Origin of the sequence: Pseudomonas sp. W4I3 (assembly GCF_030816195.1) — a bacterium.
In the GTDB taxonomy this organism is placed as follows: domain Bacteria; phylum Pseudomonadota; class Gammaproteobacteria; order Pseudomonadales; family Pseudomonadaceae; genus Aquipseudomonas.
The window spans coordinates 2,569,595-2,594,927 of sequence record NZ_JAUSXS010000001.1 but is presented as its reverse complement, the minus strand read 5'-3'; the positions used below and the strand labels follow the sequence as shown (position 1 = coordinate 2,594,927).

Here is a 25,333-nt window from a genome sequence, read left to right as displayed (position 1 = left end):
TGTACCGGGCCACCGCATCACACCACATCCACCCCCACATGAATCGCATCATGCCGCCAGAATTCCAGGTCGCAGTCGATCAACCGCTGGTGCTGGTCATAGTTGACCCGGGCAATCCGCAAGCCCGGGCTGCCCACTGATACGCGCAGCGCTGAAGCCGCTTCCAGCGGCAGCGATGTCGGCACAATCTCGAAGCGCACCCGTCCGTAGTGCAAGTCGTACTGGCGGGCATACAGCTCGGTCATCGACTGATTCAGGTCGCACGCCAGAATCCCTGGAAAATACTGGGGGTTCAGGTAGTGCTCGACGTACAGCACCAGCCGCCCGTCGATCCGCCGGCCCCGGCAAATCTGGATCACGCTGGACAGCGCCGGTAACTGTAACCAGGCACACACCGCCGCCGAGGCTGGCTGCAACCGCGCGCAAATCACCTGCGTCGAAGCAACCCGCCCCTGCTCACTGACCATCGCGTGAAAGTGGCTGCGCTGCATCAGGTTGTAGGCCAACCGAGGCGGCGAGACGAACCAGCCTCGGCGCTCCTCGCGGTAGATCTGGCCCTGGGCCTCAAGCTGTAACAAGGCTTCCCGCACGGTAATCCGAGTGGTACCAAACAACTCGCTGAGCTTGCGCTCGGCGGGCAGTTTGCTGGCCGGCGGCAACAGGCCGTGGTCAATCTGCTCCTGCAGCGCCAGCCCGATGGAGGTTACCGCCTTGACTGCCTCATCACGCATCAACGTTACCCATCTGGACTAGACCAGCACCATTCAAGTGCACATAAAGCTGCATAAACGTTCCGCCTCAATACTGCGCCAGCCTAGGCAGTAGAGATGACCGACAGATGACAGCCGCGTCATGCTCCTGCAGCACACCCTGCAATACATCGGCCAAGTCCAGGTACTACGGGCACTTGAGCATGGTCTACGCTGAGTCTGCGCCGAGCGACATCAGCGCTTCAAAAACGACATCGACATGAAACTGTCATCCATCGCGTCTAGATTGGCTCAGGTATTGCTCTGACCTAGACCAACCACACTGCCTGCATAAAACGCCGCGTTGAAAACGCCCATAGGAGCTTCGGATGAAACAGCTTTTCCTGGCATCACTGTTAGGCTCGACCATTGCCATGTGCACCGCAGCCATGGCCGCTGATACCGATCTAAAAACCCTGGAAGCCGCCGCCAAGTCCGAGGGCGCCGTGAACAGCGTCGGCATGCCCGATGACTGGGCCAACTGGAAAGGCACCTGGGAAGACCTGGCCAAGACCTATGGCCTCAAGCACATCGATACCGACATGAGTTCGGCCCAGGAAATCGCCAAGTTCAAAGCCGAAAAAGACAATGCCAGCGCCGATATCGGCGACGTGGGCGCGGCTTTCGGCCCCATTGCGGTGAAGCAGGAAGTGACCCAGCCTTACAAACCGTCCACCTGGGCCCAGGTGCCGGATTGGGCGAAAGACAAAGACGGCCACTGGGCCCTGGCCTACACCGGCACCATCGCGTTTATCGTGAACAAGAAGCTGCTGCACGGCTCTGAAGTGCCCACTACTTGGGCCGACCTGCAAACCGGCAAGTACAAGGTCTCGGTGGGCGACGTGAGCACCGCGGCCCAGGCCTCCAACGCCGTGCTGGCAGCCGCCATCGCCAATAAAGGCGACGAGAAAAACATCGCGCCGGGCCTGCAATTCTTCACCAAGATCGCCCAGCAAGGTCGCCTCTCACTGTCCAACCCGACCATCGCCACCATGGAAAAAGGCGAAGTCGAAGTGGGTATCGTCTGGGACTTCAACGGCCTGAGCTACAAAGCCAAGATGGCCAACCCGGATGACTACGTGGTGCTGATCCCATCGGATGGCTCGGTGAAATCCGGCTACACCACCATCATCAACAAGTACGCCAAACACCCGAACGCCGCCAAGCTGACCCGCGAATACATCTTCAGCGACGCGGGCCAGATCAACCTGGCCAAAGGCAATGCACGTCCGATCCGCGCCGAAACCGACTTGAAGCTGCCGGCTGACATCGCCAAGAACCTGATCCCGGGCGAGCAGTACACCAAGGCCAACCCGCAGCCGATCAAGGACGCTGATGCGTGGGAAGCCACTTCCAAGAAGCTGCCGCAGTTGTGGAACGAGCAGGTCATCGTAGAAATGAAGTAAGTCCAGATGTGGGAGGGGGCTTGCCCCCTCCCACATTGGAGCCCGGTGTTTTTACCGAGAATTCGAGTCAAGCCCTAACTGTTGCGGAGCCCCAGCCCCCATGAAGCACCCTGTCATCCTTGTCGTGCTCGACGGCCTGAACTTCGAGGTGGCCCGGCACGCGATGGGGCACTTGCAGGCCTATGTCGGCGCAGGACGCGCAACGCTCTACACACTGGAATGTGAACTGCCCGCCCTGTCCCGCCCGCTGTATGAATGCATCCTCACAGGCGTTGCGCCGATCCAGAGCGGCATCGTCCATAACAACGTCTCGCGCCTGTCCACCCAGCGCAGCATTTTTCAGTACGCCACCGAGGCCGGCTTGACCACCGCCGCAGCGGCCTACCATTGGGTCAGCGAGTTGTATAACCGCAGCCCTTTTCTCCCCGCCCGCGACCGTCATACCGACGATAAGACGCTGGCGATCCAGCATGGGCATTTCTACTGGAATGACCACTACCCGGATTCTCACCTGTTCGCCGACGCCGAAAGCCTGCGTGTTGCGCACGCGCCGGACTTTCTGCTGGTGCACCCGATGAACATCGACGACGCCGGCCACAAACACGGCCTCGACAGCGCTCAATACCGCAACAGCGCACGCTCGGCCGACATCATCCTTGCCGACTACCTGCAAGGCTGGCTCGACGCCGGTTACCAGGTGCTGGTCACCGCCGACCACGGCATGAACAACGACCGCTCCCACAACGGCCTGCTGCCGGAGGAGCGTGAAGTGCCGCTGTTTGTGCTGGGCGATGCCTTCAGCCTGGATGCCAATGCCGCACCGAAACAGACCGATCTGTGCGGTACCGTCTGCCAATTGCTCGGCGTGCCCCACGACAAGCCTGTCTGCCGGGAGCTGCTCAAGTGAATGCCATGAATCGCGGCAAATGGCTGGCCCTGCTGTGCCTGGTGCCCTTCGCGCTGTTTTTTATCGTGTTCGAAATCGCGCCGCTGGTGTGGGTGCTGATCAACAGCCTGCAAACCGAAGACACCGGTTGGAGCCTGGAAAACTTCACGCGCATCTTCAGTTCGAAGTTCTACCTGCAGGCGATCCAGTTCAGCCTCGAGATCAGCTTCTACTCCAGCGTCTTCGGCATCCTCATCGCCACGCTGGGCAGTTACTCCCTGCGCCGGGTTGATTCGCCGCTGCGCAATTTTGTTACCGCGTTCGCCAACATGACCAGCAACTTCGCCGGCGTGCCCCTGGCCTTCGCGTTCATCATCCTGCTGGGGTTCAACGGCAGCATTACTATCATGCTCAAGCAGGCGGGGATCATTCAGGACTTCAACCTGTACTCCAAGACCGGCTTGATCATTCTTTATACCTACTTCCAGATTCCCCTCGGCGTGCTGCTGCTCTACCCGGCCTTTGATGCGTTGCGCGAAGACTGGCGGGAATCAGCCGCCCTGCTCGGCGCCAACGGCTGGCAGTTCTGGCGGCATATCGGCTTGCCGGTGTTGACGCCCGCACTGCTTGGCACGTTCGTCATTTTGCTGGCCAACGCCCTGGGCGCCTACGCCACGGTGTACGCCCTCACCACCGGCAACTTCAACGTGCTGCCGATCCGCATCGCAGGGCTGGTCTCCGGTGATGTGTCACTGGACCCGAACATGGCCAGCGCCTTGGCCGTTGTGCTGGTGGCGCTGATGACCGTGGTCACGGTGGTCCATCAACTGCTGCTCAAGAGGAGCTACCATGTCTCGCGCTGACGCCGGCCCGGCATCCCTCTACCATCGGGTGGTGGTATACCTGCTGTTCCTGATCCTGGTGTTGCCGCTGGTAGGCACCTTTGTCTACTCCATTTCCAGCAGTTGGTCGGCCACCATCCTGCCCGCCGGGTTCAGCCTTAAATGGTATGTGCAGCTCTGGAGCGACCCGCGCTTTCTGATGGCTTTCGGGCAATCGCTGCTGGTGTGCGTCGGCGCGCTGATCCTGTCGGTGGTGCTGATTCTGCCGCTGTTGTTTGTGGTGCATTACCACTTCCCCAGGCTGGATGCGCTGATGAACATCCTGATCCTGCTGCCATTCGCAGTGCCGCCGGTGGTGTCGTCGGTGGGCCTGCTGCAACTGTATGGCTCCGGGCCGTTGGCGATGGTGGGCACGCCGTGGATTCTGATCGGCTGCTACTTCACCGTGGCGTTGCCGTTCATGTACCGAGCAATCACCAACAACCTGCAGGCGATCAACCTGCGTGACTTGATGGACGCCTCGCAACTGCTCGGCGCCAGCACTTGGCAGGCCGCGATCCTGGTGGTGCTGCCCAACCTGCGCAAAGGCCTGATGGTGGCGCTGCTGCTGTCGTTCTCGTTCCTGTTCGGTGAATTCGTGTTCGCCAACATCCTAGTCGGCACCCGCTACGAAACCCTGCAGGTGTACCTGAACAACATGCGCAACAGCAGCGGCCACTTCACCAGCGCCGTCGTGATTTCCTATTTCTTTTTTGTGCTGGTGCTGACCTGGGCCGCCAATATCTTGAACAAGGACAAAAGCCAATGAGCTTCGTCAGCGTCCAACATTTGCAAAAGAGCTATACCGGCACTCCGGTGTTCAGTGATATCAACTGCGAAATCGCCAAGGGCGAGTTTGTCACCCTGCTCGGCCCGTCCGGGTGCGGCAAGTCGACCCTGCTGCGCTGCATCGCCGGGCTGACCTCGGTGGACAGCGGGAAAATCCTGCTGGATGGCCAGGACATCGTCCCCCTGAGCCCGCAGAAACGACACATCGGCATGGTGTTCCAGAGCTATGCGCTGTTCCCCAACATGACCGTGGAGCAGAACGTCGCCTTCGGCCTGCGCATGCAAAAGGTCAACGCCGACGACAGCCACAAGCGGGTACAGGATGTGCTGCAACTGGTGGAACTCAAGGACCTGGCCGGCCGCTACCCGTATCAGATGTCCGGCGGCCAGTGTCAGCGCGTGGCCCTCGCCCGCTCTCTGGTGACCCGCCCGCGCCTGTTGCTGCTGGATGAGCCGCTGTCGGCGCTGGACGCACGCATTCGCAAGCACCTGCGTGAGCAGATCCGCCAGATTCAGCGCGAACTGGGGCTGACCACGATTTTCGTCACCCATGACCAGGAAGAAGCGCTGACCATGTCGGACCGCATCTTCCTGATGAACCAGGGCAAGATCGTACAAAGCGGCGATGCCGAGACCCTCTACACGGCGCCCGTGGATGTGTTCGCCGCCGGTTTTATCGGCAACTACAACCTGCTCGACGCCGACAAGGCCAGCCAATTGCTGCAACGCCCAATCAGCGGGCGCATCGCGATCCGCCCCGAAGCCATCGAACTGAGCCGCAGCGGCGAGCTCGACGCGCTGGTGCGCAGCCACAGCCTGCTGGGCAACGTGATTCGCTACCGAATCGAAGCACGTGGCGTGGAGCTGGTGGTGGATGTGCTTAACCGCAGCGCTGATGACCTGCACCCGGACGGCCAGCGCCTGGCACTTTCCATCGACCCCAGCGCACTGTGTGAAGTAGCCTGACGGGCAACGACCGACTGAGAGAGCATGAACGGATGGCATTGGTAATTTTTGATCTGGACGACACCCTGATCCACGGCGACTGCGCCACGTTGTGGAGCGCACAGATGGGCCGGCTGGGCTGGGTCGACCCTGAATCCTTCATGCGTAGGAACGACGAACTGATGGCCGCCTACAGCCGAGGCGAGTTGCGCATGGAAGACTTCATGGATTTCAGCCTGGAACCGATGATCGGCCGCACCCCGGAAGAAATCGAGCATTTGGTAGAACCGTGGGTCGAGGACGTGATCGAGCCGCTGATCTACAGCGAAGCGACCAAGACCATCGCCCGGCATCGCGCCAACGGCGACAGGATCCTGGTGATTTCCGCGTCGGGCACGCACTTGGTCAAACCGATTGCGGCGCGCATCGGCATCGACGAAGTGCTGGGCATCGACCTGGAAGTCAGCCACGGGGTGTACAGCGGCCGTACGGTCGGCGTGCTGACTTATCGCGAAGGCAAGATTACACGGCTGCTGGAATGGCTGGAGCAGGAAGGCGAAAGCCTGGAGGGCGCTTATTTCTATTCGGATTCGCGCAACGATCTGCCGTTATTGCTCAAGGTGGACCATCCGCAGGTAGTCAACCCGGACCCGGTGTTGCGCGCCCACGCCGAACAAGCCGGCTGGCCGATCCACCATTGGGTCTGAACCAACCGGGATCCCCATGTGGGAGGGGGCTTGCTCCCGATGGCGATGTATCAGATGAAACATTCTTCACTGATACACCGCCATCGACAGCAAGCCCCCTCCCACTCTGGAATTCAGCGCGATGAGAGTTCGCTGCCACCCCACGGATACAAACTTGGCCTACATCGCACGTAGGAACGAGCGATCACACCGCTCGACATGACCCTCAACGCCTTGCAATGCTTTCACTGTGCCTCCATAGTGAGTCTGGACTGAGCCCGTAGCAGTAGCGCCGGGCTTTTTGCATTATGCGACCGGACCATATGGAACCGGCTCCCTCAAAGACGGCCTAATATGCGTTATCAATTGCCCCCGCGTCGAATCAGCATGAAGCATCTGTTCCCCAGCACCGCCCTCGCTCTTTTCATTGGTCTCGGCTTCGCGTCGATGTCGACCAATACGTTCGCAGCCAACAGCTGGGACAACCTTCAGCCTGATCGCGATGAGGTGATTGCCAGCCTTAACGTCGTCGAGTTGCTCAAGCGCCATCACTACAGCAAGCCGCCGCTGGACGACGCGCGCTCGGTGATCATCTACGACAGCTACCTCAAGCTGCTGGATCCGTCGCGCAGCTACTTCCTGGCCAGTGACATCACTGAGTTCGACAAGTGGAAGACCCAGTTCGACGACTTCCTCAAGAGCGGCGACCTGCAGCCCGGTTTCACCATCTACAAGCGTTACCTGGACCGCGTCAAAGCGCGTCTGGACTTCGCCTTGGCTGAGTTGAACAAGGGCGTCGACAAGCTCGACTTCACCGAGAAGGAAACCCTTCTGGTGGATCGCAAGGACGCCCCTTGGCTGACCAGTACCGCCGCGCTCGACGACCTGTGGCGCAAACGCGTCAAGGACGAGGTGCTGCGCCTGAAGATCGCCGGCAAAGAGCCCAAGGCCATTCAGGAGCTGTTGACCAAGCGCTACAAGAATCAGCTGGCGCGCCTGGACCAGACCCGTGCCGAAGATATCTTCCAGGCTTACATCAACACCTTCGCGATGTCCTACGACCCGCACACCAATTATCTGTCGCCGGATAACGCGGAAAACTTTGATATCAACATGAGTCTGTCGCTGGAAGGCATCGGTGCCGTCCTGCAGAGCGACAATGACCAGGTCAAGATCGTGCGTCTGGTACCGGCTGGGCCGGCGGACAAGACCAAGCAGGTCGCCCCGGCCGACAAGATCATCGGCGTGGCCCAGGCCGACAAAGAGATGGTCGATGTGGTCGGCTGGCGCCTGGACGAAGTGGTCAAGCTGATCCGCGGGCCGAAAGGCAGCGTGGTGCGCCTGGAAGTGATTCCGCACACCAATGCACCGAACGACCAGACCAGCAAGATCGTGTCCATCACCCGTGAAGCGGTGAAGCTCGAAGACCAGGCCGTGCAGAAGAAAGTCCTCAACCTCAAGCAGGACGGCAAGGACTACAAGCTGGGCGTGATCGAAATCCCGGCCTTCTACCTCGACTTCAAGGCCTTCCGTGCCGGTGACCCGGACTACAAGTCCACCACCCGTGATGTGAAGAAAATCCTGACGGAACTGCAGAAGGAAAAAGTCGACGGCGTGGTCATCGACCTGCGCAACAACGGCGGCGGTTCCCTGCAGGAAGCCACCGAGCTGACCAGCCTGTTCATCGACAAGGGCCCTACCGTGTTGGTGCGCAATGCTGACGGTCGTGTCGACGTGCTGGAAGACGAGAACCCGGGCGCCTTCTACAAAGGGCCGATGGCGTTGCTGGTCAACCGTCTCTCGGCCTCGGCCTCGGAGATCTTCGCCGGCGCGATGCAGGACTACCACCGTGCGCTGATCATCGGCGGCCAGACCTTCGGCAAAGGCACCGTGCAGACCATCCAGCCGTTGAACCACGGCGAGCTCAAACTGACACTGGCCAAGTTCTATCGGGTTTCCGGGCAGAGCACCCAGCATCAGGGCGTACTGCCGGACATCGATTTCCCGTCGATCATCGACACCAAGGAAATCGGCGAGAGCGCCCTGCCCGAGGCCATGCCGTGGGACACCATCCGTCCTGCGATCAAGCCGGCATCGGACCCGTTCAAGCCGTTCCTGACCCAACTGAAAGCTGACCACGATACTCGCTCCGCCAAGGACGCCGAGTTTGTATTCATCCGCGACAAGCTGGCCCTGGCCAAGAAGTTGATGGAAGAGAAAACCGTCAGCCTCAATGAAGCGGATCGTCGCAAGCAGCACGCCGACATCGAGAACCAACAGCTGGTTCTGGAAAACGTGCGCCGCAAGGCCAAGGGCGAAGAACCGCTCAAAGAGCTGAAGAAAGAAGATGAAGATGCGCTGCCGACCGAGGCCGATAAAACCAAGCCGGAAGACGACGCCTATCTGGCCGAGACCGGTCGCATCCTGCTGGACTACCTGAAAATCACCAAGCAGGTGGCCAAGCAGTAAATGATGGCGATTTAATGTGAACGCTCCCAAGAGTGTCATCATATAGACATCATTCTGTCGTGAAATAAAGGACCGCAGGTTTCAAGCCTGCGGTCCTTTTTTTTCGATCGAGATCACCATGACCATGACCGAACAGCTGGCGGCACTGGGCTCTATCCTGGCTCAAGGCAGTTTGCACAGCCTGTTCCAACCCATTATTTGCCTGTCTGAACGACGCGTCCTGGGTTATGAAGCCCTCAGCCGCGGCCCGTCCAACAGCCCGCTGCACTCCCCCGTCGCCCTGTTCTCCATCGCCAGCCATGCCGGGCGCCTGAGCGAACTGGAAATGGCCTGCCGTGAGAGCGCATGCCGACGCTTCAGCGAGCAGCAACTGCCGGGCAAGCTGTTTCTCAATATCTCGCCAGAAGCCCTGATGGAGACGGCACACCAACCGGGGCGCACGCTGCAACTGCTGCGCGACTTCGGTATTTCGCCCAGCCAGGTGGTGATCGAGCTCACCGAGCAGACGCCCACCGATGATTTCCAGCTGTTGCAGACCGCGCTGCATCACTATCGCGACATGGGCTTTGCCATTGCCCTGGATGACCTGGGCGCCGGTTATTCCAGCCTGCGATTGTGGTCGGAGCTGCGCCCGGATTATGTGAAGATCGATCGGCACTTTATCGACGGCATTCACCAGGACGCCCTCAAACGCGAATTCGTCGGTTCGATCCTGCAGATTGCCAAGGCATCCCGTGCGCAAGTGATCGCCGAAGGCATTGAACTGCCGGAAGAGTTGGCGGTGTTGACGGAAATGGGCGTCGACCTGGTCCAGGGCTACCTGCTTTGCCGACCCCAGGAACAGCCGCCGCAGGAAGCACGCTTGATGCTGCCCAAGCCGGAAAGCGCCACCATCGCCCTTAATGAAGAAGGCAGTGACCTCAGTGCCCTGCTCAACGAACAGCCGGCAGTGGATCAAGACACGGCGACCGCCCAGGTACTCGAGTTATTCCGCCGCCAGGCCAATCTCAATTCACTGGCGGTGCTCGATAGCCGCGGCCAGCCGGTGGGCATTGTGCATCGACACTCGCTGTCGGACGCGCTGCTTAAACCATTCGCTACCGACCTGTTCGCACGCAAACCCATCAGCCGCCTGATGAGCGATGACTTTCTGGCAGTCGAGTTGAGCCAATCCCTGCAGCAGGTCAGCCGCTTGCTGACCAGCCGCGCACGGCAACGCATTGAAGAAGACTTCATCATCACCTTGAACGGCGACTATCTGGGCCTGGGCCGGGTCATCGATGTGCTCAAGCTGATCACCGAACTGAAAATCCAGCAGGCGCGCTATGCCAACCCGCTGACCCTGCTGCCCGGCAACGTGCCGATCCAACAGTGCCTGGCGCGTCTGCTGCAGCAAGAGCGTGAATCGGTGATCTGCTATGTGGATATCGACAGCTTCAAGCCATTCAACGATATCTACGGCTATGGCCGTGGGGATGAGGTGCTGTTGTGCCTGGCGCAATGCCTCAACGACCGGGTCGATCCCAGCCGCGACTTTGTCGGGCATATCGGCGGTGATGACTTTCTGCTGGTATTGGGGCCACAGGATTGGCGCAAGCGGCTCAATCAGCTACTGGATGATTTTCACACCCAATGCCGGCGTTTCTACCGCGCCGAGCACCTCGATGCGGGCTGCTTCGTTGCGCTCAACCGCCAGGGCGTACGCCAGGAGTTCGCCTTGCTTTCACTGTCGATCGGGGTGGTGCATTTGTATCCGCAGGCCTGTGCACAACTCGATGCCAGTCAGCTGGCGGAACTGGCGTCGCAGGCCAAGCATCATGCCAAGGATGTGGCCGGCTACAGCATCCATGTGATCGACAGCCTGGCCCTGCAGCCGGCTTAAGCCTCGGCCGATTCCGGATACTCGTACTCGAACACCCGCACCACCTCCGATGCGTGCCAGGAGGCGGCGGCCACGCCGTCGGACGGCCCGCTGAAACGCCCCAGGCGCTCCACACATTCAAAGAACCCGGTACGCGGCAGGCGGCTGGCGCCCTGGCTGATCACCAGGGAACTGCGCAGCGGTTGCTCGGCCTTGGCGTCCAGCGCAGCCAGATGCTCCAGGGCCGCGGCCAGCGTCTGCATCGCCGGCGTCGGGAATTGCAGTCGCTCAAGCAGCGCACGGTAGGTCAGCAGATGGCGCTGGCGCCGCGCCTGGTCCAATTCGTTGAGTAACCCATCCCAATGTTGACGGCTGATACGTAGGCTCAAGATTCATCCCTCCAACCTGCAACGCCCAATTCCCAGGCCAGGCTGCGGCGAATGGCGGCATCCGGCTGGCGTTCACCACGTTCAATCAATCCAAGATACGAGGGGCTGATACCGACCGTGCGCGCCATGGTTTCGATGGCCAGGCCCTTGGCTTCACGCAGTTCGCGCAGATCTGCAAGCGGGCACAGATTCTGGTCAGTGGCGATCGGTGTGGCAGGGGATGCAGCGAGGGTGGGTGACTGCTGACCGGCCGCTTTTAGCAGCGCCTGGTACTGGTCCCATGGCAACACCGCATATTCGGGTTCGCCATTGCGTGAAATGATCTGGATATCCATGACTGCCCCGTAGGATAAATACACTTACTAAGTAAGTTCTTTCCTTAGAAGTGTAATCCTAACAGCCACAGAGGTCGCAGGGGATAGCCACCCGCATTAGTTTTTTTGCGGGTTTTCCCGGGCAAGCAGCTCTGGCGTGGCAGGAAGGCGCTCAACCACCGCCAGCTTTTCCGGGCGCTGCGCATCGCGCCAGGCGCGAAAGGCGCTCAGCTCACCGCTCAGGGTCTTCATGACCCATGCCAGCACGGCGATGTCGTCGAACATACCGAACATGGGGATAAAGTCCGGGATCGCGTCAATCGGACTGACGAAGTACATCAACCCCGCCACCACCGAGATCAGCGCCTTGGGGCTGATGGCCCGATACTCGCCACGCCAGTACGCCAGGCACAGGGCCTGGAGCAGCTTGAGATCATCCTTGAGCTGGCCCAGGCGGTTGCCCTGGCTCGAGCCTTTGGCAGCCACGGCAAACAGCAGGGTCGGTAAACGGCCACGTCCGAGCAAACGGGCGGCAATGGGCAGGAAACGGGTGAAGTTGAAAGGTGGTTTCATGTGTCACTCCAGTTCCATACGACAGAAAGGTTATCCACACAAATTGTGGATAACCTTGTGAACAGAGCCTTTTTTCATGGCTGAAAGCCACGGGCTACAAGGCCTGCAGTCAGATCGGGCGTTTTTTGCGCACATCAAAAAAAGCCAAGATTTCATTGACTTGGCAAGCATGTGCGGCTACCCGTGCTCGAGTTTTATATCAGACTGCGTCAGGTTGCGGACGTTCGTTTGGATTTGCGCAGGCGTCGCGTCGCTCTTAAACCTCGTAAACAACAACGCCCCGTCGAGACGGGGCGTTGGGTGTGCAAGTGCCGATTACTTCTTGGCGGCAGGTGCAGCAGGTGCGTCAGCGGCTTCAGCCTTGGCTGGGTCCTTGATGGCCAGCAGCTCCAGGTCGAATACCAGCACGGAGTTGGCTGGAATCGCCGGGCTCGGGCTCTGGGCACCGTAAGCCAGGTCGGACGGGATGTACAACTCGACCTTCTCGCCCACGTGCATCAGTTGCAGGCCTTCGACCCAACCTGGGATCACACCGCTGACCGGCAGGTCAATCGGGCTGCCACGGTCCACGGAGCTGTCAAAGGTGGTGCCGTTGGTGAGCTTGCCGGTGTAGTGAACAGTCACGACGTCGGTCGGCTTGGGCTGGGCGCCGTCGGCTTTCTTGACGATCTTGTACTGCAGACCGGAAGCGGTGGTGACGACGCCGTCTTTCTTGGCGTTGTCTTCGAGGAATTTCTTGCCGGCTGTTGCCGACTCTTCGCTCATCTTGGTCATGCGCTCTTCAGCGCGCTTTTGCAGTGCGGCAAAGGCTTCAACCAACTCGTCGTCTTTTAGCTTCTGCTCTTTCTTGCCGACAGCGTCTTCGATGCCTTGGGCTACCGCTTTGGAGTCCAGGTCATCCATGCCTTCTTGAGCCAGGCTTTTGCCCATGTTCAGGCCGATGCCGTAGGAAGCTTTCTGCGCCGGGGTTTTCAGCTCTACGCTGGTCTGCGAATCACAACCCGCAAGTACCAGGCTAACCAGGGCCACCGCCGCCGCCAACCGATGCTGTTTCATGCTATTTCCTTGTTCATGCGCCAAAAGGGCATTCGAATAAAGTCGCGAGCTTATCAGGCGGCCACGACCAATGGCTACCGGCATGTGAGCAGGAAACTTCCGATAAGTTCACGTGTTTAAAAGCATTTTCATTCATGATGGAGGCCCGCGACGGATCGTGGGACCTGCCATTATCAGGCTCATGGCCACTTGCCGCCCCCTTGGCGTAGTGGCATAACAACGCGACAACTCGACAAGGATAGTTAACTTGCGCATTTTTTCCCGTATTTTCCTCCTGATCCTCATCGCCCTGGGCCTGATTCTGGCCGTGGTGCTCTATTACACGATCAATCCAAAGCTGCCCGATTACGTGCCCGTTGAGCAGGTGCACTACCAGGACCAATGGAGCGCCGCGGATCGCCAGACCTATTACTTCACCCCCCAGGGCACCCAGGTAAAAGGCCTGCGCTACGACTGGTTCACCGCCCTCGAGCTGCCTTTTTCCGAACGCCGCTTTGCCACACCGGCGTACCTGGCCCGTTTCGGCTTCCTGGTGGACCCCAAGCAGGTGCCCACCACGCAAAACCCCGGCAACCTCCCCGTGGGCTTTGCCCGGCATAAAAATGCGGGCAGCAACAGTGAATACCTGGATATCACCTGCGCCGCCTGCCACACCGGCGAGCTGCACTTCAAAGGCCAGGCCCTGCGTGTCGACGGTGGCTCCGCGCAGCACGTGCTGCCGTCGAGCGTGCCGACCTTGCGCGGCGGCAGTTTCGGCCAAGCCCTGGTCGCCAGCCTTGCGGCAACCTACTACAACCCTTGGAAATTCGAGCGCTTCGCCCGTCAGGTCCTGGGTGAGCGCTACGACGCAGAGCACAGCCAACTGCGCCAGGACTTCAAACAGTCGCTGAACACATTTCTCAAGGTTGCCTGGAACGATACCCACCGTGGCCTCTACCCCACCGAAGAAGGGCCGCGGGCGCACCGACGCCTTCGGGCGCATCGCCAATGCCAGCTTTGGCGATGCCATCTCCCCAGAGAACTATCGTATCGCCAACGCCCCCGTGGACTACCCGCAACTGTGGGACATCTGGACCTTCGACTGGGTGCAATGGAACGGTTCGGCGCAGCAACCGATGGCACGCAATATCGGTGAAGCCCTCGGCGTGGGCGCGACCCTGGACTTCTTCGACAGTGCCGGCCAGCCCCTGCAGGGCGATGCGCGCTACCCTTCCAGCGTACGCGTACGTGACCTGAACCTGATCGAAGAAACCTTGCAACGCCTCAAGCCACCCACCTGGCCGGAAGACCTGTTCGGCGCCGTCGACAAGCCGCTCGCCGCTCGGGGCCGCGCGCTGTTTGCGCAAAACTGCGCCGGTTGCCACGAGCCCATCGTCACTCAGGAACAGGGACGCCCGGTGCGGCAGTTGAAGATGCTAGCGGTGGACTACATCGGCACCGACCCCGGCGCCGCCAATAACATTGCCGACCAGCGCTACGACCTCAGCGCCCTGCAATGGGACCCGAAGGAGTTGGCAGGACTCAATGTGCAACTGCACCCCGCGCCCACCCAGCCACTGGACCCGAAACGCATGTCCGTGGCCCAAGGCCTGGCGTATGTCACCGCGTTCGTTGAAGAACATGCCTACCGCGCAGCAGGCGTCACCCCAGCCGAGCGCCCCAGCCTGGACGGTTTTGGCTTGCCCATCGGGGTGCGGGAACTGCGTGCCTATAAAGCGCGGCCACTGGCGGGCGTGTGGGCCACCCCGCCGTTCCTGCACAACGGCTCCGTGCCGACGATTTACCAGCTGCTTTCACCCCAGGACGAACGCAGCAGCACCTTCTATAAAGGCACGTTCAATTACGACCCACGTCACCTGGGCTTTGAAACCGCGGCATTCAACAATGCCTTCCTGTTCGATACCAGGGTGACCGGCAACCACAACAGTGGCCACGAATTCCGTGCCGGCAAGCGCGGCAACGGCGTCATCGGCCGCGGTTTGTTGCCAGAGGAACGCTGGGCGCTGCTGGAATACCTGAAAGTCCTCGGCGGGCCGCTGGAGCAACAACTGCCATGATTATCCGATCACAACACAAGGAACCCTCCATGCTCGCGCGTATCTGGCTGCGCCTCGGCGCCTTCGTCGGCAAAACACTGCTGTGGCTGGTGGGCCTGGGCTTGCTGGTATGGCTGGCCGCCAGCGTTTGGTTCGCCTGGCAGCACAGCGGCCCGGTGTCGCCGGACGAGCAGATCCCGCCGGGAGAAGCCGCCATGACCCAGGGCATCATCCAGACGGCGGTACGCATCGTCGACCAGCACCGCGAAGGCACCCGCTACCTGCGTGATGCCCACGCCAAGGCGCATGGTTGCGTGAACGCCGAAGTCAGCGTGCTGGCCGAGCTGGACCCGGCCTTGCGCCAGGGCGTATTCGCCGAACCGGGCAAGACCTGGCAAGCAACGATGCGCCTGTCCAACGGCAACGCCTACCCGCAATTCGACAGCATCCGCGACGCTCGCGGCATGGCCATCAAGCTGCTGGATGTGCCCGGCAAGCAGTTGATGGCCGATCAGCAGGCACGCACGGAACAGGACTTCGTGATGTTCAGCCATCCAAACTTTTTCGTCAGCGATGTGGCGGAGTACGCGCAAAACATCGGCGCCCAGGCAGATGGCAAAAAAGTCCTGGCGTTCTTCCCCACGCTCGACCCGCGCAGCTGGCAAGTGCGCCATCTGTTCATCGCCCTGGCGACACTGGCGCCCGCGCCCGCCAGCCCGACGCAGGCCACCTACTTTTCCGTATCGCCCTACAAGTTCGGTGCAGCGAACGCCAAGTTCCGTGTCGCGCCAGACCCGCAAAGCTGCCCGGAATACCGCTTACCCAAGCAAAACCAGGACCTGCCGAACTTCCTGCGCAGCGCGCTTAACCAACAACTGTCCGCCGACCGGGTGCCTGCGTGTTTCGTGTTGCAGATCCAGCGACAGAACCCGCACAAATTCATGCCGATCGAAGACACCAGCATCGAGTGGAAGGAAAGCGACGCGCTCTATGAAACCGTGGCCACGGTGCGGATTCCCGCGCAGGATTTCGACACGCCTGCACTGAACCTGGCGTGCGACAACCAGTCGTTCAACCCCTGGTTTGGCGTGGAAGCGCACCGCCCCATCGGCGGTATCAACCGGCTGCGCAAAGCGGTCTACGAAGCGGTCAGTGACTACCGCCACAGCCGCAACGCGCCGTAAAGACGGCGTAAGAATGGGCCCGACGCCGTAAGGATTACGTCGGGTCTATTGAGCCGCTCGCACCTCGCTATTACGGTGATGGCCCACCCCATCACTGCGTAGGAAGCCAGCGTGGAAAGCTCAACCCTCGGCATGATCGTACTCACCCTCATCGCGGTGTTCGGCACCGCATCCTTTTGCTTCGAGCACTTGGCAACGCGTGAGTCACGCAAGAAAAAGCCAAATGGATAAATCGAAGACGAAAAAAAGCCCGCTCAGTGAGCGGGCTTCTTGTGGTGACCTGGCGTTCAGCGTTCCAGGTTACCGAATATGGCGCAGCGGACGGGACTCGAACCCGCGACCCCCGGCGTGACAGGCCGGTATTCTAACCGACTGAACTACCGCTGCGCGTAACACATGAAGCGAATGGTGGGTGATGACGGGATCGAACCGCCGACCCTCTGCTTGTAAGGCAGATGCTCTCCCAGCTGAGCTAATCACCCTTCGTTTCGGTGTGGGCGCATCATACACCAAAAAAACGTAATGTCTTGATTTAAATGCACTTTATTTAAAAAAAGTTTGCAGCGCGATTTTTTGCTGTATTTCGGACAATAAAAAGCCCGCTCAGTGAGCGGGCTTTCCGTAGTGATCTGGCGTTCAGCGTACCAGATTACCGAATATGGCGCAGCGGACGGGACTCGAACCCGCGACCCCCGGCGTGACAGGCCGGTATTCTAACCGACTGAACTACCGCTGCGCGTAACACATGAAGCGAATGGTGGGTGATGACGGGATCGAACCGCCGACCCTCTGCTTGTAAGGCAGATGCTCTCCCAGCTGAGCTAATCACCCTTCGTTTCGGTGTGGCGCGCATTCTACGGAGCGTCCCTAGGTCTGGCAAGCACTTTCTTAAATCTTTTTTTTGAGCCCTTCCAATGGCTTACGCAGGGTTGGCCTGCGGCGTGATCAAGAGAATAATGCCCCCCTTTGTATAGAGGAGAGACTCACCCCATGTGGTTCAAGAACCTGCTTATCTATCGCCTGACCCAAGATCTGCCTGTTGATGCCGAGGCGTTGGAAGCGGCCATGGCCACCAAACTGGCGCGCCCGTGCGCAAGCCAGGAGTTGACTACTTATGGGTTTGTCGCCCCTTTCGGTAAAGGTGAAGACGCGCCCCTGGTTCACGTCAGCGGTGACTTCCTGTTGATCGCCGCGCGCAAGGAAGAACGCATTCTGCCGGGCAGCGTGGTACGCGATGCGCTTAAAGAGAAGGTCGAGGAAATCGAGGCCGAGCAAATGCGCAAGGTCTATAAAAAGGAACGGGACCAGATCAAGGATGAAATTATCCAGGCTTTCCTGCCGCGCGCCTTTATTCGTCGCTCGTCAACCTTCGCCGCCATCGCGCCGAAGCAGGGCCTGATCCTGGTGAACTCGGCCAGCCCGAAGCGCGCCGAAGACTTGCTCTCCACCCTGCGCGAAGTGATCGGCACCTTGCCCGTGCGCCCACTGACCGTGAAAACCGCACCGACGGCGATCATGACCGACTGGGTCACCACCCAGAAACCGGCTGACGACTTCTTCGTTCTCGACGAGTGCGAACTGCGCGACACCCACGAAGACGGCGGGATCGTACGTTGCAAGCGCCAGGACCTGACCGGCGAAGAGATCCAACTGCACCTGACTACCGGCAAGGTCGTGACTCAATTGTCCCTGGCCTGGCAGGACAAGCTGTCCTTCATGCTCGACGACAAAATGACCGTCAAGCGCCTGAAGTTCGAGGACCTGCTGCAGGACCAGGCCGAACAGGACGGTGGCGACGAAGCCCTGGGCCAACTGGATGCCAGCTTTACCCTGATGATGCTGACCTTCGGCGAGTTCCTGCCGGCACTGGTCGAAGCACTGGGCGGCGAAGAAACCCCACAGGGCATCTAAGCCGTGTGAAGATCAGACTGTGGGAGGGGGCTTGCTCCCGATGGCGGTAGTTCAGTCAAAGCGGCGCTGGCTGACACTGCGCCATCGGGAGCAAGCCCCCTCCCACATTCGACCGCATTTACACATATCTATAACAAGGACTTCCCCATGCGCGCACTCGCCGCCCTGAGCCGCTTCGTCGGCAATACCTTCGCCTACTGGGTGCTGATATTTGCCGTGCTCGCGTTCCTCGAACCCGGCTGGTTCATCGGCCTGAAAAGCGCCATCGTACCGTTGCTGGGCCTGGTGATGTTCGGCATGGGCCTGACCTTGAAACTTGAAGATTTCGCTGAGGTTGCCCGCCATCCGTGGCGCGTCGCCCTCGGCGTGGTCGCGCATTTTGTGATCATGCCTGGGATGGCGTGGTTGCTGTGCCAAGTCTTCCATCTGCCGCCGGAAATCGCCGTCGGCGTGATTCTGGTTGGCTGCTGCCCAAGCGGCACCTCGTCCAACGTGATGACCTGGCTGGCCCGTGGCGACCTGGCCCTGTCGGTGGCCATCGCTGCCGTTACCACCCTCCTCGCCCCGCTGCTCACGCCGGCGCTGATCTGGCTGCTGGCCTCGGCCTGGCTGCCGGTGTCGTTCATGGAGTTGTTCTGGTCGATCCTGCAAGTGGTGCTGCTGCCCATCGTGCTGGGCGTGGTCGCGCAGCGGTTGCTGGGCAGTCGGGTACGGCATGCGGTCGAGGTGTTGCCGCTGGTGTCGGTGGTCAGCATCGTGATCATCGTCGCCGCGGTGGTAGCCGCCAGCCAGGCGAAGATCGCCGAGTCGGGCCTGTTGATCATGGCCGTGGTGATGCTGCACAACAGCTTCGGCTATCTGCTCGGTTACTTCACCGGGCGCCTGTTCAAGTTGCCATTGGCGCAACGCAAGTCATTGGCGCTGGAAGTGGGCATGCAGAACTCCGGACTCGGCGCCGCGTTGGCCAGCGCGCATTTCTCGCCACTGGCGGCGGTGCCGAGTGCACTGTTCAGCGTTTGGCACAATATTTCCGGGGCGTTGCTCTCCACTTACTTTCGACGCATGAGCGAAAAGCAGGACCGCCGCGCGCTGGAGAATACCCCGCAAACTTGATCGTGCGGTCCATGTTCGGCACTCTAGGCCCCTCGCGGGGACGACCCCGCGACGCCGTTGAGCGTTGAATCCGGGGACGACCCCGCCTGAAGAAGCGAGGTCAGCATGTCTTGGATCATTCTGTTTTTTGCCGGGTTGTTCGAAGTCGGCTGGGCCGTCGGCCTGAAGTACACCGACGGCTTCAGCAAGCCATTGCCCACCGTCCTGACCCTTGTCGCCATGGCTATCAGCCTTGGCCTGCTGGGGCTGGCGATGAAGGAACTGCCGCTGGGCACCGCCTACGCCGTTTGGACCGGAGTCGGTGCCGTAGGCACGGTGATCGCCGGGATTATCCTGTTTGGGGAATCCATGGCGCTGTTTCGGTTGGCCAGTGTGGCGTTGATCATTTGCGGGCTGATTGGCCTCAAGATCTCCACTTAGGTCACCACCGCCATCGGGGGCAAGCCCCCTCCCACACTGGTCAACGCGGTCAACTGTGGGAGGGGGGCTTGCCCCCGATGAGCATAGGTATCTACACAGCTTTGGCGTAGCCCTGAACCTGTGGCGAGGGAGCTTGCTCCCGTGGCGACCTGGCGGCCTATAGCTATCTGATTGATGCCGCGCGATCCAAATGTGGGAGGGGGCTTGCTCCCGATGGCGGCCTGACAGCCGACCAGGATGTTGGATCAGAGCGCGTACATATCCGTTGCTGCGGTAACGGCGACTTAGGGTTCCGCCCTGACGGCGGCTCACTTTTGAAAAGCGCAAAAGTTAGCAAAACGCTCTTGCCCCACCACTCGGCACCTCGCCTAGGCTCGGTGTGCCCGTAATCCGACATTGATTTGGGGGGCCGCCGCCACGCGCCATCCATGGCGCGGGGCGGCTAAACCGGCATCCCTGCCGGTTTACCCCCCAAATCACTGTCGAATTCCGGCCAGCGTGGTTTAACGGGGCGCCTAAGATCAAGAGCAAGAACAAGAGCGGCTTGCTTCGCATCGTGGTTACCGGAGGCTGCTACAAAGTTGTGTAGATACCTATGCCCCGATGAGGCCAGCACATCCAGCACAGAACTACCTGGCACTCCCCCGCAGCACACCGACCACCGCTTGTAACTGCGCAGGCGTGGCGGCCTCAGCCGACACCGGCTCCCCCGCCACCAACACCACCCGCGACCAGATCCGATGGAAGAACCCCTTGTTCGGATCGCGGCTGAAAAAGCTCCCCCACAACCCCAGCAATGCCAGCGGAATCACCGGCACTGGCGTCTCTTCCAGAATCCGCGTCACTCCGCCGCGAAACTCATTCATCTGGCCATCGCCGGTCAACTTGCCTTCCGGAAAAATGCACACCAGTTCGCCGTCCTTCAGGTACTGGGCAATCCGCGTGAAGGCCTTTTCGTAGATCTGGATATCTTCGTTACGCCCGGCAATCGGAATCGCCCCGGCGGTGCGGAAGATAAAGTTGAGCACCGGCAAGCGATAGATCTTGTAGTACATGACAAACCGAATCGGCCGACGCACTGCGCCACCAATCAGCAGCGCATCGACAAACGACACGTGGTTGCACACCAGCAAGGCTGCGCCTTCATCCGGAATCTGCTCCAGGTTGCGGTGCTCGACGCGGTACATGGAATGGCTGAGCAGCCAGATCATGAAGCGCATGGTGAACTCGGGCACGATCCTGAAGATGTAGGTGTTGACGGCAATGTTGAGCAGCGACACCACCAGGAACAGCTCGGGAATCGACAGCTTGGCCACGCTCAGCAGCAGGATCGACACAATGGCCGACATCACCATGAACAGCGCATTGAGAATGTTGTTGGCCGCGATCACGCGTGCGCGCTCGTTTTCGGCGGTGCGCGACTGGATCAGCGCATACAGCGGCACGATGTAAAAGCCGCCAAACACGCCCAGGCCGAGGATATCGAACAACACCCACCAGGCTTGCCCGTAGCTGAGCACCGCAAGCCAGTCGTTGGCCTGGACATTCTGGGGGAAGCCGCCGGAATGCCACCACAGCAGCAGGCCAAACACCGTCAAGCCGAACGAGCCAAACGGTACCAGGCCGATTTCCACCTTACGCCCGGAGAGCTTTTCGCAGAGCATCGAACCCAGGGCGATGCCCACCGAGAACACCGTGAGGATCAAGGTGACGACGGTTTCGTCGCCGTACAACCACTCCTTGGCGTAGGCCGGGATCTGCGTCAGGTAGATCGCGCCGACGAACCAGAACCAGGAATTGCCGACGATCGAACGCGACACCGCCGGAGTCTGCCCCAGGCCCATGCGCAACGTGGCCCAGGACTGGGTAAAAATATTCCAGTCCAGGCGCAATTGCGGCGTGGAAGCCGCCGCCCGCGGAATACTGCGGCTGGCGAGGTAGCCCAGCACCGCCACGCCGACAATCGCTGCGGCCACCACTGGCGCGTAATGGGTGGAAGACATCATGATGCCAGCGCCAATGGTACCGGCGAGGATCGCCAGGAACGTGCCCATTTCCACCAGGCCATTGCCGCCGACCAGTTCATCGTCGTGCAGGGCCTGGGGCATGATCGAGTATTTCACCGGGCCGAACAGCGCCGAGTGGGTGCCCATGGCGAACAGCGCCAACAGCATCAACTCCAGATGATTGAACAGAAAACCGGTGGCGCCCACGGCCATGATTACGATTTCACCGAGCTTGATCGCGCGGATCAACGCGTCCTTGTTGAATTTCTCGCCGAACTGCCCGGCCCAGCGCCGAGAACAGGAAGAACGGCAGGATGAACAGCAAGGCGCACAGGTTGACCCAGATCGAACGGTCACCTTCGATGGCGAGCTTGTACAGAATCGCCAGGATCAACGATTGCTTGAAGATGTTGTCGTTGAAGGCGCCCAGCAGCTGGGTGATGAAGAACGGCAGGAAGCGCCGTGTGCGCAGCAAGGTGAATTGTGAGGGGTGGCTCATCGTCCGTGTTCCTGCGTGGCCTGTTATTGATCAGGCCACGACTTTACCTAATCCTGCTTACTTATTCGCTAACCCCGCAATGCAAGGTGAAACAAAAAGCTCGCCCTTGTAGGCGCCCTGCACCGTGCGCCTGGCCACGATCAGCCACATCAGGGCCAGGGCCACCACCAGCACGCTGCCCAATACGCTGAAGAACTGCAGATTCAACACGCTCGCCAGTTTCAGCGTCGCCAGGGCATATACCCCCAGCGGGAAGGTGAAGCCCCACCAGCCGAGGTTGAACGGGATACCGGCGCGCAGGTAGCGCAGGGTGATCAACACCGCGATCAACATCCACCACAAACCAAAACCCCACAGGGTAATGCCTGCCACCAGACCGAGCCCATTGGCCATTTCCCCGACCCCCGGCAGGCCGTTGGCTGCGAAAATCGCCGGTGCATCGCCGCCGAGCAGCAACATGCCCAAGGCACCGGTGCCGATGGGCCCCAGCGCCAGCCAGCTGGATGCGGCCATGTTGGCGTGGGGCAGTTTGTGCAGGGCCATGCGCAGCATCAGGATGGTGAGAATGCTGAAGGCCACCGGCAGGGAGAACGCCCAAAGTACGTAGCTGGTCACCAGCATCACCAGTTGCGAGTGGGCGTCCACCAAATGCGGTGCCAACAGGCCACCGCTGGCGGCGGCGACTTCGGCGGCTACCACCGGCAGCAGCCAAACCGCCGTCATCTGGTCGATGCTGTGTTCCTGGCGGGTGAACATCATGAACGGAATCAACACACCGCAGGCCAACGCCCATGGCTACATCCAGCCACCACAGGGCTTCGGCCAAAGGGATCACAGCGTTGCCCCAGCGTGGCAGGCCAAACAGCAGCAAACCATTCAGAATGGTGGCCAAGCCCATGGGGATGGTGCCGAAAAACATCGAGACGGTGGAGTGCCCGAAAATCCGCCGCGCCTCGTGGAAAAACATCACCCAGCGTGCGGCATACAGGGCACTGAACAGAATGAACAGGCCGATGGTGAACATCCACAGCCCTTCGGCGATGGCACGCAGGCCGGGCAGATTGACCGGCAGTTGCGCCAGGGCCAGCGCCAGCACGCCGGTGCCCATGGTCGCGGCAAACCAGTTCGGGGTGAACTGGCGAATCACTTCCCGGGGACGGGTCAGGTGACTGAAGGGTTTGTAGCTGAGGGTGGTCGAGCAGGTCATGATGGCAATCCTCTTCCTCGCATGAGGTTGAGACCATCATAGAAGCTGATCGAATATCTATATAACGGGTAATATCTCTATCTATTATATATTGTGCAGATATAGACGACGCTGCTAGAGCATTCAGACCAAAGCCCCCAGGGCCAGCAGGATCAGGAGCGCGCCGTACGCATCGGTGGTGGCGATCAACCCAAACTCCCGGCTCAAGCTACCCGCCAGCAGCGCCGGCAAGCAGAACGCCAGATAGCTCAACACGTAGAACGCTGACATCAACCCCGCCCGCTCATGGGGCAAGGCCAACCCTACGATACTGCGCACACTGCCCATAAATCCGCCGCCGAACCCCAGGCCGGCCACCACACTCGCGACAAAGAACAGCCACAGGCTGGCGCTTTGCACGGCCGTCAGCAACAGCGCCACGCCCGCCGCCAGCAACATCGCCGACAGCCGCATGACCTTATCCGCCGGGTGTTCGCGCAGGCTGTAGATCATCACCGCGCCACTGAGGGTAATCACCGCCACCAGCCCGCCGCCGATCAGGTGCGACGTCGAACCCGTTGCGGCCCGCACCAGAGACGGCGCCAGGGATGAATAGAAACCACCCAGCGCCCATACCGCCACATTCAGCGGCATCGCCAACCCCAGGGCCCGGCGCGCCTGCTTCGGCACATGCAGGGTCGGCGCCAGGGATTTCAAAGCACCGGGTATGCGGCTGACGGTTTCCGACAAGCGCCAGACATACAGCGCCTGAAGCACCATCAATCCCAGCAGGACGAAGTACACCAACTGGGTTGGCCATGGCGCGTATTCCACCAGCACACCGCTGCCCAGGCCGCCACTGGCCATGCCCAGCATTGGCGCGAGGCTATTGAGCATAGGGCCACGCAGGCGGTCGGTATCGAGCAACGTCGCGCTCAACACCGCCGTCGCCATCCCCGTGGCGAAACCTTGCAGCGCCCGCGCGGCGATCAGGCAGGCGGTGTTGCTGGCGTTGATGAACAGCAGCATCGCCACGATATTCAGGATCAACGCAACGAAAATCACCGGCCTGCGCCCGACGTAATCCGACAGCGACCCTACCGTCAGCAGCGCGGCCAAAAGACTCATGGCATACACGCCAAAGATCAGCGTCAACATTGCCGCCGAGAAATGCAGGTTGTCCTGATACACCTGGTACAACGGCGTCGGCGCGCTGGAGGCGGCAAGGAAGGTCAACAGCATGATCACCAGAAAAGTCAGGCTGGACCGTTGAGAAAGGTTGCTGGGCATAGGCACGCTCCACTAAAGCTAATATTTTGCTTTTGTGGAGTGTGCTACCCGACAGCGCTTAAAGCAAATTCTTTGTGTTAAGGTTTTAGCCATGGCGATCAAAGAAGGCCTTCGCCCGGGGGGCCGTAGTGCCCGGGTACAAGAATCCGTGCATTCGGCCGTGCGTGAACTGCTGGAAACCCATGAGCGCGCCAGTATCACCGTGCCGATGATTGCGACGCGCGCGGGCGTCACGCCCTCCACCATTTACCGGCGCTGGGGTGACCTTTCCGCGCTGCTGGCCGATGTGGCCCTGGCGCGCCTGCGGCCGGACACCGAGCCGGTCAATACCGGCAGCCTGCGCGGCGACCTGCAAGCCTGGGCTGAACAGTATCTGGATGAAATGAGCTCGGAGCCCGGACGCAACATGATGCGCGACGTGCAGTGCAGCGTCACGCCGGGGTATTGCGTGAGCATTCTGAGCGGGCAGTTGCAGGTGATCGTTGACCGTTACCCGGACCAGGCGGCACCCAGTGTGGATCGCTTGATCAACCTGCTCGCAGCCCCCACGGTGTTTCGTATTCTGTTTTCGACGCAGCCGTTGGCTGTTGAAGAACTGCACACGCTGATCGACTTGGCTTTGAAAAACTAAAGCCTCATGCAAAACCAAATGTGGGAGGGGGCTTGCTCCCGATAGCTTTGGAT

The 25,333-nt window shown here is 60.4% G+C and carries 19 protein-coding genes, 4 tRNA genes and 3 pseudogenes; 14 read left to right on the top strand and 12 right to left on the bottom strand.

What is annotated here, in order from left to right:
* Positions 1–17: 17 nt before the first annotated feature.
* A complete protein-coding gene (locus QF045_RS12005; protein WP_306492363.1) occupies positions 18–731 on the bottom strand; it encodes a UTRA domain-containing protein in 714 nt (237 codons plus the stop codon).
* 347 nt (positions 732–1,078) lie between these two features.
* Between QF045_RS12005 and QF045_RS12000 the strand changes: the two genes are divergently transcribed.
* The 8 genes from QF045_RS12000 (at position 1,079) to QF045_RS11965 (ending at position 10,693) form a co-directional block, all read left to right on the top strand.
* On the top strand, positions 1,079–2,155 hold the full coding sequence (locus tag QF045_RS12000) for an ABC transporter substrate-binding protein (RefSeq protein WP_306492362.1): 1,077 nt from the start codon (positions 1,079–1,081) through the stop codon (positions 2,153–2,155).
* Between the two features lie 100 nt (positions 2,156–2,255).
* Positions 2,256–3,062 carry an alkaline phosphatase family protein gene (locus QF045_RS11995; protein ID WP_306492361.1) on the top strand — a complete coding sequence of 269 codons (807 nt, stop codon included), beginning with the start codon at positions 2,256–2,258 and terminating at the stop codon, positions 3,060–3,062.
* A gap of 5 nt (positions 3,063–3,067) precedes the next feature.
* Complete coding sequence (locus QF045_RS11990; RefSeq protein WP_306494885.1) at positions 3,068–3,904, top strand: ABC transporter permease subunit; 837 nt, start codon at positions 3,068–3,070, stop codon at positions 3,902–3,904.
* A complete protein-coding gene (locus QF045_RS11985; protein WP_306492360.1) occupies positions 3,891–4,691 on the top strand; it encodes an ABC transporter permease in 801 nt (266 codons plus the stop codon). Before QF045_RS11990 ends, QF045_RS11985 begins: the two co-directional genes overlap by 14 nt.
* Entirely contained in the window at positions 4,688–5,677 is a 990-nt protein-coding gene (locus QF045_RS11980; RefSeq protein ID WP_306492359.1) for an ABC transporter ATP-binding protein, read from the top strand. Before QF045_RS11985 ends, QF045_RS11980 begins: the two co-directional genes overlap by 4 nt.
* A gap of 32 nt (positions 5,678–5,709) precedes the next feature.
* Positions 5,710–6,363 (top strand): HAD family phosphatase, encoded by a 654-nt coding sequence (locus tag QF045_RS11975; RefSeq protein ID WP_306492358.1) that lies wholly within the window; start codon positions 5,710–5,712, stop codon positions 6,361–6,363.
* A gap of 366 nt (positions 6,364–6,729) precedes the next feature.
* Positions 6,730–8,811 carry a carboxy terminal-processing peptidase gene (locus tag QF045_RS11970; protein WP_306492357.1) on the top strand — a complete coding sequence of 694 codons (2,082 nt, stop codon included), beginning with the start codon at positions 6,730–6,732 and terminating at the stop codon, positions 8,809–8,811.
* A 118-nt stretch (positions 8,812–8,929) separates the two neighbouring features.
* Complete coding sequence (locus QF045_RS11965; RefSeq protein ID WP_306492356.1) at positions 8,930–10,693, top strand: bifunctional diguanylate cyclase/phosphodiesterase; 1,764 nt, start codon at positions 8,930–8,932, stop codon at positions 10,691–10,693.
* On the opposite strand, the gene QF045_RS11960 is transcribed toward QF045_RS11965, so the two are convergent.
* The 4 genes from QF045_RS11960 to QF045_RS11945 all read right to left on the bottom strand — a co-directional run bounded on the left by QF045_RS11960 (position 10,690) and on the right by QF045_RS11945 (position 13,004).
* Positions 10,690–11,061 (bottom strand): hypothetical protein, encoded by a 372-nt coding sequence (locus QF045_RS11960; RefSeq protein ID WP_005786715.1) that lies wholly within the window; start codon positions 11,059–11,061, stop codon positions 10,690–10,692. The two genes, QF045_RS11965 and QF045_RS11960, sit on opposite strands and share 4 nt — an antisense overlap.
* Positions 11,058–11,396 carry a helix-turn-helix transcriptional regulator gene (locus QF045_RS11955; protein ID WP_306492355.1) on the bottom strand — a complete coding sequence of 113 codons (339 nt, stop codon included), beginning with the start codon at positions 11,394–11,396 and terminating at the stop codon, positions 11,058–11,060. Before QF045_RS11955 ends, QF045_RS11960 begins: the two co-directional genes overlap by 4 nt.
* Before the next feature lie 96 nt (positions 11,397–11,492).
* Positions 11,493–11,948 carry a YkvA family protein gene (locus QF045_RS11950; RefSeq protein ID WP_306492354.1) on the bottom strand — a complete coding sequence of 152 codons (456 nt, stop codon included), beginning with the start codon at positions 11,946–11,948 and terminating at the stop codon, positions 11,493–11,495.
* Between the two features lie 315 nt (positions 11,949–12,263).
* Positions 12,264–13,004, bottom strand: a complete 741-nt coding sequence (locus tag QF045_RS11945) for an FKBP-type peptidyl-prolyl cis-trans isomerase (RefSeq protein WP_306492353.1) — start codon at positions 13,002–13,004, stop codon at positions 12,264–12,266.
* Positions 13,005–13,251: 247 nt separating this feature from the next.
* Between QF045_RS11945 and QF045_RS11940 the strand changes: the two are divergent.
* Both QF045_RS11940 and QF045_RS11935 read left to right on the top strand, forming a co-directional pair.
* A pseudogene (locus tag QF045_RS11940) lies at positions 13,252–15,061 on the top strand (di-heme-cytochrome C peroxidase).
* 29 nt (positions 15,062–15,090) lie between these two features.
* Positions 15,091–16,224 carry a catalase family protein gene (locus tag QF045_RS11935; protein WP_373424436.1) on the top strand — a complete coding sequence of 378 codons (1,134 nt, stop codon included), beginning with the start codon at positions 15,091–15,093 and terminating at the stop codon, positions 16,222–16,224.
* A gap of 310 nt (positions 16,225–16,534) precedes the next feature.
* Here the strand turns inward: QF045_RS11935 and QF045_RS11930 are convergent.
* The 4 genes from QF045_RS11930 to QF045_RS11915 all read right to left on the bottom strand — a co-directional run bounded on the left by QF045_RS11930 (position 16,535) and on the right by QF045_RS11915 (position 17,055).
* Positions 16,535–16,611: transfer RNA gene (locus tag QF045_RS11930), tRNA-Asp, on the bottom strand.
* Positions 16,612–16,630: 19 nt separating this feature from the next.
* Positions 16,631–16,706: transfer RNA gene (locus tag QF045_RS11925), tRNA-Val, on the bottom strand.
* A 177-nt stretch (positions 16,707–16,883) separates the two neighbouring features.
* A tRNA-Asp gene (locus QF045_RS11920) sits at positions 16,884–16,960 on the bottom strand.
* A gap of 19 nt (positions 16,961–16,979) precedes the next feature.
* Positions 16,980–17,055: transfer RNA gene (locus QF045_RS11915), tRNA-Val, on the bottom strand.
* Positions 17,056–17,214: 159 nt separating this feature from the next.
* Here QF045_RS11915 and rdgC point away from each other — a divergent pair.
* The 3 genes from rdgC to sugE all read left to right on the top strand — a co-directional run bounded on the left by rdgC (position 17,215) and on the right by sugE (position 19,668).
* On the top strand, positions 17,215–18,135 hold the full coding sequence (rdgC, locus tag QF045_RS11910) for a recombination-associated protein RdgC (protein ID WP_003172886.1): 921 nt from the start codon (positions 17,215–17,217) through the stop codon (positions 18,133–18,135).
* A gap of 147 nt (positions 18,136–18,282) precedes the next feature.
* Positions 18,283–19,248: a bile acid:sodium symporter family protein gene (locus QF045_RS11905; protein WP_306492351.1), complete on the top strand. Its 966-nt coding sequence runs from the start codon at positions 18,283–18,285 to the stop codon at positions 19,246–19,248.
* A 105-nt stretch (positions 19,249–19,353) separates the two neighbouring features.
* A complete protein-coding gene (sugE, locus tag QF045_RS11900) occupies positions 19,354–19,668 on the top strand; it encodes a quaternary ammonium compound efflux SMR transporter SugE (protein ID WP_306492350.1) in 315 nt (104 codons plus the stop codon).
* A 629-nt stretch (positions 19,669–20,297) separates the two neighbouring features.
* Here sugE and QF045_RS11895 read toward each other — a convergent pair.
* From QF045_RS11895 to QF045_RS11885, 3 genes and pseudogenes are all read right to left on the bottom strand, one after another.
* Positions 20,298–22,173 (bottom strand): annotated as a pseudogene (locus tag QF045_RS11895) (MFS transporter).
* Between the two features lie 57 nt (positions 22,174–22,230).
* Positions 22,231–23,380 (bottom strand): annotated as a pseudogene (locus QF045_RS11890) (TDT family transporter).
* Positions 23,381–23,503: 123 nt separating this feature from the next.
* A complete protein-coding gene (locus QF045_RS11885) occupies positions 23,504–24,649 on the bottom strand; it encodes an MFS transporter (protein ID WP_306492349.1) in 1,146 nt (381 codons plus the stop codon).
* A 91-nt stretch (positions 24,650–24,740) separates the two neighbouring features.
* On the opposite strand from QF045_RS11885, the gene QF045_RS11880 reads away from it, so the two are divergent.
* On the top strand, positions 24,741–25,280 hold the full coding sequence (locus QF045_RS11880; RefSeq protein ID WP_306492348.1) for a TetR/AcrR family transcriptional regulator: 540 nt from the start codon (positions 24,741–24,743) through the stop codon (positions 25,278–25,280).
* Positions 25,281–25,333: the final 53 nt, after the last annotated feature.